The organism is Emticicia fontis (assembly GCF_054779675.1).
On record NZ_BAAGXU010000064.1, the window covers coordinates 293075 to 308682 of the forward strand.

15 protein-coding genes are annotated in these 15608 nt (G+C 36.8%); 3 read left to right on the top strand and 12 right to left on the bottom strand.

The features are described from left to right. Positions 1-5 precede the first annotated feature (5 nt). From ACYVFA_RS25030 to ACYVFA_RS25050, 5 genes are all read right to left on the bottom strand, one after another. A complete protein-coding gene (locus ACYVFA_RS25030) occupies positions 6-392 on the bottom strand; it encodes a MoaF-related domain-containing protein (protein WP_460474597.1) in 387 nt (128 codons plus the stop codon). A gap of 163 nt (positions 393-555) precedes the next feature. Continuing rightward, the gene (locus tag ACYVFA_RS25035; protein ID WP_460474598.1) at positions 556-1017 is read right to left on the bottom strand and encodes a RidA family protein; all 462 of its coding nucleotides are present in this window, start codon (positions 1015-1017) and stop codon (positions 556-558) included. Between the two features lie 78 nt (positions 1018-1095). After that, entirely contained in the window at positions 1096-2394 is a 1299-nt protein-coding gene (locus ACYVFA_RS25040) for an acetyl-CoA hydrolase/transferase family protein (RefSeq protein ID WP_460474599.1), read from the bottom strand. 114 nt (positions 2395-2508) lie between these two features. Continuing rightward, positions 2509-3999, bottom strand: coding sequence for a DUF7133 domain-containing protein (locus ACYVFA_RS25045; protein ID WP_460474600.1), 1491 nt, complete (start codon positions 3997-3999; stop codon positions 2509-2511). Between the two features lies 1 nt (position 4000). Next, the gene (locus ACYVFA_RS25050; RefSeq protein WP_460474601.1) at positions 4001-5104 is read right to left on the bottom strand and encodes a cupredoxin domain-containing protein; all 1104 of its coding nucleotides are present in this window, start codon (positions 5102-5104) and stop codon (positions 4001-4003) included. A 101-nt stretch (positions 5105-5205) separates the two neighbouring features. Between ACYVFA_RS25050 and ACYVFA_RS25055 the strand changes: the two genes are divergently transcribed. Beyond that, complete coding sequence (locus ACYVFA_RS25055) at positions 5206-6456, top strand: MFS transporter (RefSeq protein WP_460474602.1); 1251 nt, start codon at positions 5206-5208, stop codon at positions 6454-6456. Here the strand turns inward: ACYVFA_RS25055 and ACYVFA_RS25060 are convergent. The 5 genes from ACYVFA_RS25060 to ACYVFA_RS25080 all read right to left on the bottom strand — a co-directional run bounded on the left by ACYVFA_RS25060 (position 6453) and on the right by ACYVFA_RS25080 (position 11767). After that, entirely contained in the window at positions 6453-7307 is an 855-nt protein-coding gene (locus ACYVFA_RS25060) for a sugar phosphate nucleotidyltransferase (protein ID WP_460474603.1), read from the bottom strand. The genes ACYVFA_RS25055 and ACYVFA_RS25060 overlap by 4 nt on opposite strands. A gap of 14 nt (positions 7308-7321) precedes the next feature. After that, on the bottom strand, positions 7322-8689 hold the full coding sequence (locus ACYVFA_RS25065) for a sensor histidine kinase (protein WP_460474604.1): 1368 nt from the start codon (positions 8687-8689) through the stop codon (positions 7322-7324). 8 nt (positions 8690-8697) lie between these two features. Next, positions 8698-9375, bottom strand: coding sequence for a response regulator transcription factor (locus ACYVFA_RS25070; protein WP_460474605.1), 678 nt, complete (start codon positions 9373-9375; stop codon positions 8698-8700). 1082 nt (positions 9376-10457) lie between these two features. Next, a complete protein-coding gene (locus ACYVFA_RS25075) occupies positions 10458-11105 on the bottom strand; it encodes a hypothetical protein (RefSeq protein WP_460474606.1) in 648 nt (215 codons plus the stop codon). 170 nt (positions 11106-11275) lie between these two features. Then, the gene (locus tag ACYVFA_RS25080; protein ID WP_460474607.1) at positions 11276-11767 is read right to left on the bottom strand and encodes a hypothetical protein; all 492 of its coding nucleotides are present in this window, start codon (positions 11765-11767) and stop codon (positions 11276-11278) included. A gap of 211 nt (positions 11768-11978) precedes the next feature. On the opposite strand from ACYVFA_RS25080, the gene ACYVFA_RS25085 reads away from it, so the two are divergent. Together ACYVFA_RS25085 and ACYVFA_RS25090 are read left to right on the top strand one after the other, a co-directional pair. Continuing rightward, complete coding sequence (locus ACYVFA_RS25085) at positions 11979-12494, top strand: hypothetical protein (protein ID WP_460474608.1); 516 nt, start codon at positions 11979-11981, stop codon at positions 12492-12494. Positions 12495-12505: 11 nt separating this feature from the next. Next, on the top strand, positions 12506-13444 hold the full coding sequence (locus ACYVFA_RS25090) for a glycerophosphodiester phosphodiesterase (protein WP_460474609.1): 939 nt from the start codon (positions 12506-12508) through the stop codon (positions 13442-13444). On the opposite strand, the gene ACYVFA_RS25095 is transcribed toward ACYVFA_RS25090, so the two are convergent. Beyond that, positions 13441-14184 carry a LytR/AlgR family response regulator transcription factor gene (locus ACYVFA_RS25095; RefSeq protein WP_460474610.1) on the bottom strand — a complete coding sequence of 248 codons (744 nt, stop codon included), beginning with the start codon at positions 14182-14184 and terminating at the stop codon, positions 13441-13443. The two genes, ACYVFA_RS25090 and ACYVFA_RS25095, sit on opposite strands and share 4 nt — an antisense overlap. Next, on the bottom strand, positions 14184-14969 hold the full coding sequence (locus ACYVFA_RS25100) for a sensor histidine kinase (RefSeq protein ID WP_460474611.1): 786 nt from the start codon (positions 14967-14969) through the stop codon (positions 14184-14186). The genes ACYVFA_RS25095 and ACYVFA_RS25100 overlap by 1 nt, the downstream gene beginning before the upstream one ends. Between the last annotated feature and the right edge of the window lie 639 nt (positions 14970-15608).

Consider the following 15608-nt stretch of genomic DNA (forward strand, 5'->3'; position numbering starts at 1 on the left):
AATGGCTATTTCTTGCTTATCTTGGCTTCAGCCAGTTCAATTTTTTTATCTATTAATAAATAAGATTGTACTTTGTTTTTATTAAAATCAATTACCTGACTTACACCAATCCCATCTGCTTCTGCCCAGGTTACAAATACACTGTTGCCCTCTAATTCTTTCTGATAATATCTATCGGTCTCGTATCTCCCTTTTTCTTCACCAAAAACACATTCCCATCGTAATGTGGTATCTGATAAACATTTCACTTCATAACGGGCATCTCCATAATCATAGACATAGGTCTGACCAACTTCTAATTTACCCGTTTTGATAAGCGGAATTTCTTCACCCTTGCCAATACAAGAGGCCAGACAGGAAAAAGAGAAAAACAATAGTAAAATTTTATTCATGTTCATAAAATAGAGGTATTTGTGGTTCTATAAGACTATTTACTTCTGATAAATACTCAGCTCGGGCTTTACTGATTGATTCAATTAGCAACTGTACTTGGCTGATAAACAGGTGGCTTAGATTAATTCCCGAAAGTAGCTAAAAATTGCGTATCCATAAAGTTTATTTCTTAGGGATTATGGCAGTGGCCTCTATTTCTATCAGCACATCATCCCGATATAATTTACTTACTTCAACCAAAGTACTGGCTGGTGGCGTTTTAGTATTTACGTACTTATCCCGCACCTCCCTTACTTGTTGTATTTTACTTACATCCCGGATAAAATAGCTCAACTTGGCCAGATGGTCCATGTTTCCCCCCGCTTCTTCTATGATGTTTTTAATATTGATAAAGACTTGTTCCGTTTGTTTGGCAAAATCATCTTTCCCAACAAGGTTTCCTTGCTTATCTAATGGAACTTGCCCTGAAATGAGTAACATCGTAACATTTCCCAAATCAACTTTAGCAACCTGAGAATAACCTTTGGGCGTAGCAACAGCGCTTGGATTGATTAACTGTAAAGGACTTTGTGCGAAGTTTGTAAAGGTTATGAGAGAGAATAATAGTAAGAGCAATAATTTCATTTGTTGTTAATTTTAGATAACCCAAAATTAACAACAAATGCATTCTTTTCGCTGAAATTAATGACCTTTATGAATAAATTACAAATATGTATAAACACCCTGAGAATATTGATGCTTGAATCGCTCAAACGCCTCTTTTTCTAATCTTTCCTGATGGTCGGGATGAGCCACTTTGATTAATTCTTTGGCACGTTCTACCAGATTCTTACCATACAAATACGCAATGCCATATTCGGTTACAACATAATGTACATGCGCACGGGTGGTTACAACCCCGGCACCCTCTTTCAGATGGGTTGCAATTTTAGATTCTCCATACTTGGTAGCCGCAGGCAATGCGATAATAGCTTTACCACCTTCTGATAAAGCCGCCCCTCTGATAAAATCCATCTGACCGCCAACACCTGAATACATCTTGTAACCAATACTATCGGCACAAACCTGCCCGGTAATATCAATTTCAATAGCACTGTTAATAGCAGTAACTTTTGGGTTTTGCCTGATGATTGAGGTATCATTCACATAATCAACCGGAAGCATAGTGATTAGCGGGTTATCATCCACAAAATCATACAATTCTTTGCTTCCATAAAGAAAGGTAGAGACAATCTTGCCTTTATGTTTTTTCTTGAATTTTCCGGTGATAACTCCTTTTTCAACCAATGGAATCACTCCATCAGAAAACATTTCAGTGTGAATACCTAAATCTTTATGATTACCCAAGACAGACAAAACAGCGTTTGGAATATTACCGATACCCATCTGTAAGGTCGCCCCATCTTCAACCAAAGAGGCCACATGATCGCCAATTTTCTGCTCAATTTCAGTGGGTTTTCCCCATGAAACCTCATGCAAAGGTGCATCAAATGGCACAAGGTAATTGATTTTGCTGCTGTGTATCTGACTATCGCCTAAGGTTCGGGGCACAAATTTATTCACTTGGGCAATCACAATATCAGCCGATTCGAGTGCTGCCAAGGTAGCATCAACAGAGGTGCCTAAGGAACAGAAACCATTTTTATCCGGTGGTGAAACAGAAATTAAGGCAACGTTAAGTTTGATAATCTTTTGCTTGAAAAGCCGCGGGATTTCAGATAAAAATACCGGAATATAACTTCCTCTTCCTTCCTCAATGGCTTTTCTCACATTCTTGCCTATAAAGAAGGCATTGGTATGAAAAATACCCTCATACTCCTCGCGTGTGTAGGGCGCATCTCCCTCTGTATGTAAATGATATAATTCTACATTCTTTAGTTCACCTGAGCGCTTTACTAAATTTTCTAATAGGTATTGCGGAGCAGCCGCTACGCTATGAACATAAATTTTATCGCCCGATTTAATTACTCTCAGGGCTTCTTCTGCTGAAACAATTGGCATCTTAAAGTCAAAATGGTTCGTGGCACAAAATTCTTCTATAAAAGCACAAATGAATATGATATTTGTCAGTTATGAAACTGTTTTCAATCGTATTCTGCTTTTATGTCTAAAAATCTATTCCCGCAGTTTGTTTAATGTATAACAGATAAGGTTATTAAATAAGTATTTGTCGTCGTTGGTTTTTATATCACCAGTGCGCAGTTCATATACATACCCAGCTTTCATGTCGGCCAATTCAATTGAAACTTTCTTGCGGTCAGCTGATAGTTTCACTGATTTTACTGCAATATCCTGTACATCAAATTGCTTAGAACCATACGCCTGATGATACTCATAATAAAAACGTTTGAATTTATAATTGGCTAAATCTTTCGCTGCTTCCTCATTCAATGGTAGGGTAAAGCTCAAATCAAATCCGGTTTTGGTCAGATTCATAGACATAATATCCAGATGGGTTTTTCCTTTCCAACTGATATGTTGAATACCCCTCGAACCTGCCCAGCCATGGTCGTTTTGTCCAACCCAAAGGCTGCCATCTGGCGCAAAAACCAGACGATTATTGCCAATACGCATTTTCGAACCAAAATTCATTGGAATACATGCCCCCTGCAAAGCGCCACCAACTTCTTCTAAAAGGACTCGCATCACATATTTATGATCCATATCGCCTACCATCGTTTGTCCGGCAAAAGGACCGAATTTTCCTTTGGTATTATCCCAGATGGGCTGGGTAGGAGAGTTGGCAAAGTATCCATGTGGAAACTGAATCGATTCTTTGGTTCGCATACTATCCAGTTTGGGCACTGGTAAAGTAATCGGAACAACTCGTGGGAAATCTTTTTTCCATATTAAACCGGCAGGATGCCCGTAGAATTTTCCTTCTTCTACATGAAATAGCTTACTTGTTCCTAGCCAATCGCCTTGATTATCTGAAACAAACAAACGACCTTGGGCATCAAATCCTAAACTATTGGGCGAACGAAAACCCACTGCATAAGGATGAAGCTTACCATCTTTAGTCAATTTCATAATCCAGCCTCTATAAGGCACACAAGAATACATACGACCCGGACGAGAAAGAGAATCATATTTTCCTCTGATTTCTTTCCGGATTCCAGCACCATTGGAAGCTAAATTTAAAGCGATAAACAGATTTCCTTGTTTGTCAGCCACAGGCCCGAAAGCAAATTCATGATAATTGCCCGATAAACCAAAGTCATCAGTTACCGTTTCATAATCATCCGCTACACCATCACCATCTGTGTCTCTGATACGAGTCAACTCAGGGCGTTGCATAATCAAAATTTCTCTGTCATTGACTACTAAAATACCCAATGGGTCGTGCATTCCCTCTGCAAAGAGTTTCCATTTTTTGGTTTTCAGATTATAAGTCATAATCTCGCCTCTATGAAAACAGGCGATGAAACGGCCATCTGGCATGAAACCAATGGCTCCGGTTTCGGCAATCAATCCTTCAGGTAAGGGTATATTTTCAACAGTATAATAATCTGCGGCTGAATCTTTAGGAGCAAAGTATCTGGCAAAACTATTCTCAGCGAATAGCAAACCAATCATTAATGCTATTATATATCTTATCTTTCTCATTTTATTTCTTCATGGTTAGGGTTATCTTCTGTGTTCCTGCAGGAATCTTCAAAACGCCATCGTTAAATTTACCTGTTGAACTTTTGTAGGTAATGCCATCATCAGCTTTGGTAACAAAGAAAAGCGGCTGCTTATTATTTTTGAAGGTAAAAGTTCGGCTCAATCCGGCACCATCTGGCAACAGTGTAATGGTTTCCTTTACTTCAATATCATTTAATAAATACCTGAATGTTGGTAATCGATTCGTAAAATGGTAGCCTTTGAAATGGACTTCTGGAGTGTTTTCCGTAGTACCTATTCTAAAGGGGAATCCTGTATTATCCCTCCAATAAATCTCTCCTACTACTTTCGTCAATTTACTGCCATTGCCTTTCCATTGTTCACTATTATCTACAAAGCCACCCGACCAGGCATATCTTAAATAACATTTCCCGGCATCAAAACAATATGATTCAGTTTCGGTCATAGCTACTGCAATAGCTGCCGGACTACAATCGGGCATAAAGGTGCGATAATGCAGTGGGTATTTTAGCGGATAAGGATGGGGTGAGGGAGCTGCCATCTGATGGCCCGCATGGCTTGTCATAGCACCATTTTTTTGTCGGAGTGCCTCAGGTACATTTAAATCTTTTTCAATGGGCGGCAACGGCTGGTTTGTTACATACATGGCTCCATACATCACATAGCCATGCCCCGGATACGTACATACATAAGGGTATGTACCCTCTTTATCTACAAGAAAAGTAATACTTTCCATCTTCCCGGGCTCCAGAATTTTGGTGTGGGCAATTACTAAGGGTGAATTGGGTACATAATCCATTTTAGCGCCTTTTTCCGCTAATTTTAGCGCTTCGTCAACTACTTTAACACGTGAGTTAGGTTGTGTCACTACCAGATTATGAGCCATGTCGTCATGGTTGTCTAAGGTAATGGTTACCCTTGTATTTGGTTTGACAGCGAAACGTGGCAAATCAAATTGCAATCCTCCTAAAACTTTGATGATAATCGTAGTATCTTGCTGGGCGGATAGGGGATAGTAGGCAGAACAGAATAATAGTACTAAGCAAATGAGCCAGCGCTTAGTCAATAAAACAGGTTTCAACATGGTAATTTGTTAGGGTGAATGAGTATTCAAAAATAAAGACTAATCATTAATTTTTCTTATATTTACCTGTCTTAAAATTATACTATTCTTACCAAATTTCTATGAAAATCCGTTACCAGGTTCTTTTTGGTTTATTCCTTCTTTCTATCATTACCTATCTTGACAGAGTTTGTATGAATGTGGTGAGTAAGTATGTCAAGTCAGATTTAGGTTTAGATAACGAATCTTTTGGTTATATCTTAGGGGCATTCTCACTATCTTATGCCCTTTTTGAATTACCAACCGGGATTTTAGGTGATAAAATTGGCCCTCGTAAAGTATTGACAAGAGTAGTATTGTGGTGGTCGGGTTTTACGGCACTTACAGGTACCGCATTTAGTTATATCTATTTATTAGTTGTTCGCTTTCTATTTGGCGCTGGCGAAGCAGGGGCTTTCCCTAATGCTTCTATTGTTATTTCCCGTTGGTTTCCATCAGTTGAGGTTGGTAGAGCGCAATCCGTTATCTGGGCAGCAGGGCGATTAGGCGGAGCTCTGACACCACTGTTGGTAATTCCATTAGTTCATGCGGCAGGCTGGCGTATGGCTTTTTTTATATTGGGTGCTGTTGGCGCTTTATGGGCAATTGCCTGGTACTTCTGGTTTCGCGACACACCTGCTGAAATGGCTGATATTACTAAGGAAGAAGTTCTGGAAATAGAGACGAACAGAAAAAAAACAGCATCTGACCATCATGTGGACTGGAAAATTGTGATTAAGAATCCGAACGTTTGGGCCTTGATGTTAATGTGCCATTTATTCTTTTATGCGTCTTACTTCTTTACCAACTGGTCTTCAACCTATTTTCAGGAAGGCCGACACATGACTGAAGATCAGGCCAAAAAATTCGTTTCCCTATCTTATTTTTTAGGAGCAATCGGCTGTCTGGTAGGCGGCTTTGCCAGTGATTTCCTGACCAAGAAATATGGATTAAAACTGGGTAGAAGAGTTGTCGGAGTTTTAGGTTTAGGCAGTTCTAGTATCTGTTTTCTGGCGTCGGGCCTAACAACTGATAATCAATTAGCTGGTTATTTACTCGCCCTTTGTGTTTTATTAAAAGACTTTACCTTACCAGTAGCTTTTGCAGTTTGCGTTGATATTGGCAAGCAATATTCTGGAACGGTAGCAGGCGCTATGAACTTTGCCGGACAATTGGGCGGCTTTTTCATTACTATAATTTTCGGTATCATCGTGAACCAAACAGGTAACTTCAATTACCCACTATTTCTGATAGCTGGTTGCCTTATAGTAGCATCTATGTTATGGTTTGTGATTGACCCGACCAAAAATCTGGTAGTAGAAAAAGAAGCTTAAAAATCACCGTATTCTTTCTCTAAAATCCCCTGAATCTCAGCAATATCGTTTTTACTGGTTAAATCCGGTAAAACATCTGAGATTGGTATAGTATAAATACTTTTCGAAACTTCTTTTGCCCAAAGCCTTACGGTTACGGGTATTTCTTTTTCATTTCGGACAGGATGTAAAGGCGTTTTTTCCAGAAAAGGAATTAATTCTTTAGCCGTAAACGCAAAGATATTCCAGCTGATACCAATTCGGGGCATAGTATTGACTATTTCCTCCCATTCGGCATCGTTTGGTTTTTCTAACAAATCAATTAAGAAACCTGCTTCATCTTTTTTGATAATAGCGCAATTGCGCACACGATCTATAGTATAGCCTTCTGTATCCCAATCGAGCATAGCATTCGGATGCGTATCTGCTAATAATAATTGAAAAGCCTTTATCGGATAAAGATTGTCTCCGTTACAAGCAATGAAGCGGCTATTCTGCCAGGATGGAAATTGGGCTAATGCCTGTTCAATGGCATCGCTGGTGCCTAATGGTTTTTCACGGCCATCAGGAATATATTGCCGGGCAAATCGTATTGTAAGTCCCCAGTTATTTCCATTTGCTGTCAGGTTTTCATAGTGAGGCTGTGTAACAGTATCTTTCGGATTTAAGATCAATATTACTTCTTTGATGCCCGCTTTTGAAGCATTATACAGGACATAATCCATGAAAGGCCGGCCATTTTTGCCTACACCAATCATACATTTAGGTAATGTATTCGCCTGTTCTATAAGCCGAGGGTCAAGAGAGGAATCTGAATCCAATGCCTTTTTCATGCGGGACGACATCCCGCCAGCCAAAATAAGAAGTTTCATGAAGAATTATATTGCTAATCAATTGTCGGCAATATAATAATAATTGTGGAACCATTCCCAACTTCTGATTCAATTGATATTTTTCCCCGATGAATTTCGATGATTCTTTTGGTAAGTGGAAGCCCAATTCCATGCCCGGATACTTCATGCGTATTCACAGAACGATAGAAAGGCTCGAATATATGTTGTAAATCTTCTTCCGAAATACCAGACCCCTGGTCTACAAATCTCACCTCAACCTCTTTTCTTCGGGTGTGAATCAATACCTGACAAACCGGCTCAGAACTATATTTACAGGCATTTTCCATGATATTCATGAAGGCCATTTTTAGGAGCGCTCCATTGCCCATAACCGTTACATCTTCCGAATCCGGCACTTCCTCAAAACCTACATTTATTTCATAATGAGGTTTTTTCTGCATCAATTGGCCACGTGCCTGCCATAATAAATCATCCACCCGCACTTGCCTTAAATCTACCAGATGTGCATCGGCATTGGCTCTTACCAGTTCAAGTAACTCATTAACCAGCTTAATCATATCCTGCACCTCAGCCTTCACTGATTCCAGCGCCTGTTGGTATTCATCGTTTGTACGGTCTTTCATGAGTGCTACTTCTGCCTGCCCTTGCATAATTGTGAGAGGTGTGCGCAGTTCATGCGTTACATACGATACAAAATTCCTTTGCTGGGTATAGGCAAATTCCAGGCGATCGAGTAAATCATTAAATGTTCGGGCCATTTGGCCTACTTCATCCTGCAAATTAGCTTCCGGTAAGCGTTTATTGGAATCGTGTGCTGTAATTTGCTCCATGCGATCAGCAATCTGCCCGATGGGCTTCACATCACGCTTCACAAAAAAACGCATCATCAGAATGATGACAATAATGGCTATGAATGTACCGATAATCAATAAATCTCTCAGCCTTTCCTGCTTTGCATAACCAAAATCGTCAATGGCAGCGGCTGATAGAATTACTTTTTTATGCGTTTCAGGAATTTCGTAGAGAAACAAAATGCGGTCGACATCGAAACTATCAATAGATACCTCTCTTTTTTTTAGAACTCGTTTGAGCAAAGCAGGGGATAATTGTTTTTCAGCTGAAGATACATAAATAGCAGTTCCGTTGATGTTATAAATACCCGTAGCTTCTCCAGTCATTCTGAACTCAGAGTTAGTCTCAATCCGTTTGAGAATCTCAGGTGTAAGCGAAGTACTATCGGCTAATAAACGTTCACGTGAAATGGCATTCTGTTTCAGAATTTTAAGGAATTCCTTCTGCCGGAAATCGGCATAAAAATTATAGATCACAATAGAGAATGCCCCGAATAATACGGAAACGATCAGGGAAGCACGCAAAGGTTGTCTATCTACAATTTTCATCCGGATCCTTAATCTTCTTTCAGAATATAACCCATACCAACTACTGTATGAATAAGCTTGGTTGTGAAATCTTTATCGATTTTTTTACGTAAGAAATTAATATATACATCAATGGTATTAGTACCTGTGTCAAAATGGATATCCCATACCTTTTCAGCAATATCTACACGTGATACTACACGCCCTCTGTTACGCATCAGGTATTCTAATAAAGCAAACTCACGGGCAGTTAAATCAATGGTATTTTGGCCGCGTCTGGCAACTTTTTCGTTCAGATCCAACTCAAGGTCAGCTACTTTCAGGATATTTTGCTGAGGCAACATATCACTTGAGCGGCGTTGCAAGGCTCTCAGGCGTACCAATAATTCTCTGAATTCAAAAGGCTTTACTAAATAATCATCTGCACCGGCGCCAAACCCTACCAATTTATCATTGATACTTCCCATCGCAGTTAGCATCAGAATAGGCGTACCTAATTGCTCTTGTCGGAGTTGTTGAGCTAAATCGAAACCATTTATTTTAGGCAAATTTACATCGAGTACTAAAACATCGTATGGATTACTCAACGCCATATTTTTACCGATTTGTCCGTCATAAGCAATATCTACATTGCATGCATTTTCTTCTAATCCTTTTTTTACAAATTCAGCTAGTTTAGGCTCATCTTCGACTACTAAAACTCTCATATCGTTCGGCATAGTTATATTGAATTTTAAGTTAATTAATAAATCTGATAAAATAAAATCCAGAAAAAATTTTATTTAAAATTTGGTAATACTATTGCCTGTTGTGCCACTTAGTATTATGGTAACAAAATTGAAAATGCCACATGAAGATAGCTTTAATATGAAATTAAAAACGGATTAAAAGCATTTCGCTCAGTTTGACAAATTATCTTACTATCGATGAAATAAACTCTTTAAAAAACGCTCTTTGCGGGGCTTTAAATAAAGATAGGGTTTAAAAAAAAAGCTGGGTCAACTTGCCCAGCCTTTGTCCTATTGAATCCACACAACTTTTATGAAAAAACTATATTACGTTAATAATAATATCAAATTGAAAATTTTTACAAGCGATAGATCAATTATCTGTTCGTCTTATTTGATACAAAATTAGAAGAAGGTATTAAAATTGTTATTAATAGCAGGTTAAAAAGGGATTAAAATACAGGTAGATGTATAAAAAAAAAGGACTGGAGTAAATGACTCCAGCCTTTCCCGCTACTAAATCCACACAACTTTTATCTTTAATATTTTTATTCTGATGAAAATATTGCTTAAAAAATTTAAGCATTCGCCTGAAATCTTACCTTTTCCTCAAATTCTTTCGTAATGATTTCAGATTCAAATATAAAAACGAAATTAATAACTAAACAAGTATTTTTTTAATTATTTATTTTTGATAGGACAAATTTAAAAAAAACTCTGGTAAAAAAACAAGAAATTTTATAATTTTCTTAAAACTTATTCGTTACCGACCCTGTCTCTTTGTTTGATAAGTCAAATTTAATACAAATTTTATATACTGCAAAATTTATATTTCAAAGAATTTATAGACGAACGGGAAAAATATAGCTACCAAATTTTTTCTTCAATTTTAAGCCATTTATTCGCCTTAAATCTTGATTCTGGCCCTTATTTGAAATCAATATAAATTTAATGAAATAAAATCATCTAATCATTAAATTTTTATTGATAAGTAACTTCCCGGATATTATAAACTCTGAATTGTTCATTTTATTGTGTACCTAACAAACCTGATTCAGAAGTTATGGCTTGGCTGAAATAGAGACTTCCTTTTTCTTCTTCTTCTTGAAAAGCCATCTGGAAACATCCTTGAATAATTCTGGCTGAAGCTCTGCCCCAAAACTATAATAGAAGCCATCGTAGTTCTGATGAATACTTTGCGATATTAATCCATATCTATATCCACCTTGTACAGATAAACCAACCCATCGGGTAGCTTTCCATTTCGCATATAATCCAGACTGAACCGGAAGAAAGAAATCCTTTCTCTTCCATATCTGAATATCTGTTAATAAATCAGTTCCTTGATTTTTGGTGGCACCAATGCCAACCTCTACAGGCATACTCAAACGCCAGCGTCTGGTTTCAATAAAGTTTTTCCAGTACATCAGGCTAAAGAAATATAAATCTGTTTTGGTATAAGAGTCCAGATTAACCAGTTTAGAGTTTTTTCTTCTGAAATCAATCAGTTTTTGGTAAGAATTGAAGTTTAGCCAATAATAACCAACAGTCATCTGATTTCTTTTTTTTCCAAAAACAATACCGGTATTCACTCCCCAGATATTCACGCGTTTATTCTTGATAAAAGAACTACGTGCATCCCAGTTAAGTACAAAACCCAGGCCTCTTTTAGGCTCATCCGGTGGTTTTAACAAAACAGAATCAGACAACAAATGTGTACTTTGTGCCCGAGAAACAGACTGGAAAAAAAATATAAAAATTATTGTAGCACCAAAGCAACAACAGACAGTAGAGATTCTTTTAATAAAAGACTTAATGAGCATCGGGCAACCATAAATAATAAAATTATCAGTATCTAATTAATAACGAGATACCTATCTTATTGTTTATTTTTTTTCTTGGCGTCAGCTTTCTTATCCGTATATATCTTAAATTGTTCGGGAGTCAGTATTTTTTCTAATTCTTTATTTTGCTTTTCTTCAAGAGCAGCCATTTTATCTTTAGCATCACTTATTTGTTGAGGAGTAGGGCGCTCAGTACCAAAATCTTTTTTGATTCTATCATACATATCCTTACGCTGATAAGCATAATCTTCATTTAATGACGATACCAGAATCTCCTGCTCATCGGTCAGTTTTAGCTTTTTTACCATCCACTTGGTTTCTTCTTTTGCTACTTCATCAGGGTCTAAAGGACCTTTTGGTTTAGGATTACCAAAATCACTACCATATCTATTCATTCCACTACCATAACCGCCACCATATCCCCGGCCATAACCAGGATAATACTGTGCTTGTGTATATAAAATAGATAATAAGAAAAAGCATATCAGGCTTAAGGCGAACGTCAATATTTTCTTAGAGTTAAGCATAGGTATAATGTTTTGTTGATACAAAATTAAACTTTTTTGATGAATCTCAATCTATGGCTATCCATTTTGTGATTGTTAGTGTTTCTATAACTTTCAGTAGAATAATTTATTGTTGCAACCAAATTATTCTGACACACGTCTTCTTCGTATACTATACCTATTATGCTTGTTATATGAAAAAACTGTCATTCTAACAACATAAGTGTATTCTATGAATGCTAAACTAATCTTTTTTGTAGTATGCCCACTTTGTTTTCTCTATGAAACTGCGCTTGCACAGGTCTTACCTAAACCACTGGCTTTAAATTCTGTTTACATAGAAGCACTAGGGATGGGGGGATATGGTTCTGTCAACTACGAACGATTGCTCTATCAGAAAAAGAAATTACATATAGGAGGCAGGATAGGAGTAGGTACTTATCGACTTCGTGATTTTGAAACGAATCTCAATCCCGATATAACAGTCCCTTTCTCATTAAATGCTTATTATGGTAAAACCCATCATGTAGAAGTGGGTATCGGACAAACTTTTACAAGTATCGTTGGAGCCAGTACCTCTGATTTTAAAGTTGCCAGACAAAATACGCTGAGTTCTAACCTTAACATTGGTTATCGCTACCAGAAGAATAGTCAGGGGATGCTATTAAGGGTGAATTATAGCCCGATCATTTCATTGAACGAATCGTTCAGGCATTGGTATGGCTTATCAATAGGTTACTCTTTTTAATGTTAATGTTTATGAATAAAATCCTCCTGCTTCTGTTTTTATTAAGTGTTACTTCCTGCGAGAAAGAAGAAATTATATTCGAGATTGATAACCTTAATCGTAATCTGATTACAGTTCTAGGGCATGGGGGTATGGGTATCGCTTCTACTTACCCAATGAATTCGTTCGAATCTATTGCTAATTGTATTAATTTGGGAACAGACGGCACCGAAATGGATGTACAAATGACCAAAGATGGGGTATTGGTAGCTTTTCATGATGGCGATTTATCGACCAAGACTGATTTGAAAGGTGTAGTGAATTCTTTAACCTGGGAGCAAATTAAGGGGGCACGTTACAATGACTCTCCCTATATGACTTATGCAGTTATATCTTTAGAGCAACTATTTTCAAACATAGCAAACGTAGGAGCATATCGTTTTACTTTCGATTGTAAATTATATAGAGAAACAACAGATGATTCAGCGTATCTTAATCAATTTGCAGATGCCATTATTGTTATTGCCGAAAAATATGATTTGCAAAGAAAAATCTGTATAGAATCAAACGACAAAGAATTTCTGAAGATTTTACAAAGTAAACGGGATAAATATCGACTATTTATTTATCCTGAAAGTTTCGAGGAGGGATTAACGACAGCAAAAGAGTTAGGTATATACGGGATCACGATATCCACTCATCTGATTTCGGCAGAGCAAATTGAAATAGCTCATAACCAGGGACTAAGAATAGCGGTTTGGGACACACATAGTGACCAGGAAAATTATGAAGCCGTGCAGAAAAACCCGGATTTTATCCAGACCGATGATGTAAAGTATCTGGTTGGCTTACTAAGTGCTACTCTTGAAGAAACCAAGGCAAAAAATGCCGCCAAACTAGATTCATTGCGCAGCCGAAGAAATCTCCCTGATTCTACCAGTCAGCTAAATCTTACATTACCTTCAAATTAATCACTTTTTTTCTCGATAAATTCTTTAAATGCCTTTCTATAAGTATCACTAATCGGAAGAAAGGTTTTCGCCGGAGTGCCAGTCTGATAGGTAATTGGTATAATCTGTACTTTTTCCTTGTCAATGGCCTCAATAGCTTCAAAGGAAACAATATAAGAATTATGAATACGGATAAACTGATCAGCTGGTAATTGATTCTCAAAAGATTTAAGGGTTTGTAGAGGAACAATTCGCCTGTCTTTGGTATAAATAATAATATAATCTTTTAGCCCCTCTACATATATTATGTCTTCCAGTTTAAGTTTCACCAGTTTAGTACGATCTTTTACAAAGATAAAGGGCTTTGCCGGGCTTACTTCCTGAGCCTTTACTTGCTTGATAACCTGTAACCGACCTTTGGCTTTTTCAATGGCCTGTAAGAATCTTTCGAATGTAATAGGTTTCAATAAGTAATCCATTACATCTAATTCATAACCTTCCAATGCATATTCAGGATATGCAGTAGTCAAAATAATGAGAGGTTTAATAGGGAGAATCTTTAATAAACTTATACCAGTCAATTCAGGCATCTGAATATCCGAAATAAGTATGTCAACAGTATTCGTTTGCAAAAAATCTAAAGCCTCTAAAGGATTAGAAAATGACTTTACTAATTCCAGATAGGGCAGCTTTTGTATATATTGTTCTAGTAAGTTGCGCGCCAAGGGTTCATCCTCAACAATAATACACCTCATTTTCATCACAAATCAATCTTTAATTGTATACTATGCTTGTTGTCTTTCTTCTCTACCTTTAATTCATGACCATTCGGATAGCTTAATTCCAGTCGTCTTTTTAAGTTTTGTAAGCCAATACCCGAACTTTCTTTAATTCTTCCGTTGGTAGAAATAAAAGTACTGTTCTCTACATTATAGATACAAGTCTTGCCATCAATATACAGCAATACTTTTACCCAAGAATTTGGGTCATTACCATTAACACCATGTTTAAACGCATTTTCAAGAAATGCTATCAACACCAAAGGTACTATCAATACCTGATTGGTTTTACCTTTTACTTCAAAATCTATGGGTATTGAATGATTCAGTCTTAATTTTTCGAGACTTATATAATTTTCAATATATTCTATCTCTTTCTCTAAGGGTACTTTCGGATGATTAGAATCATAGAGCATATAACGCATCATCTTCGAAAGTTTGGCTATCACTTCTGTTGTATTGGGCGAATGAGTAAAAGCCAATGAGTAAAGATTATTAAGGGTATTAAATAAAAAATGAGGGTTAATCTGTGCTTTCAGAAATCTTAATTCAGCAGTCAGTTTTTCGTTTTCTATTTCTTTCTTTTTGGCTTCTAACTCAAACCAGTCTTCAACAAATTTAAGCATACCCACAAAAATGACAATGAAAATGGCACTTATAAAGCTTCTGATATAGAAACTGGTACTATAGACAACCCTAATCCGGTTAATATCGCCACTATCAACATATATCTGTCTTTTTACATAAATCAAAAAAACATGCAACAAAAAAAAGGGAATTAGAAATTCTAAAAGATAGCGCCAGAAATTTTTATGTTTAAGGAATCGAGGTAAAAAGTAAAAGTAATTCATATAGCTCGCAACCGCGATAACTGATACATGAGCAACTGCATCTGCCAGAAGGCGGGCAAGATTTTTTTCATCGCTATGCTGAAAGCCAATCTGATAAAAGAAAAAAGAAAAATAAGCACACCAGAATGCCAGATGAACGATCAAGTTTCGATATCGCTGAAGAAAAGATTGGATAACCATGCCTAATGAAAAAATGATAACGAAATACGTACTTATTCTCTAATAAACAAATTATATGATTAATCTAAGAGGAAGCTTTTATACTGTTTAGGGTGTTTTCCCGACTTATTGTCGAAAAAACTCGACTGTTTTATGATAATTATGCTTACTTGTCGAGAAAATATGCCAGATGGTATAATAGATGTTTGAACATATATTTTTTGTTAGTTGATTTGAACAAAGTTTAGGTTGGAATGGATATTTATTGATTTAATGTCTATTAAATAGTTATTAAAATGAAATAAGTGATGAAACCTAAACCTAATCATATTCGTCTATAATAAAAAAAACTCCAAATAAGATTATTCAGAGTTTTATAGATTCTTGATCTGATAC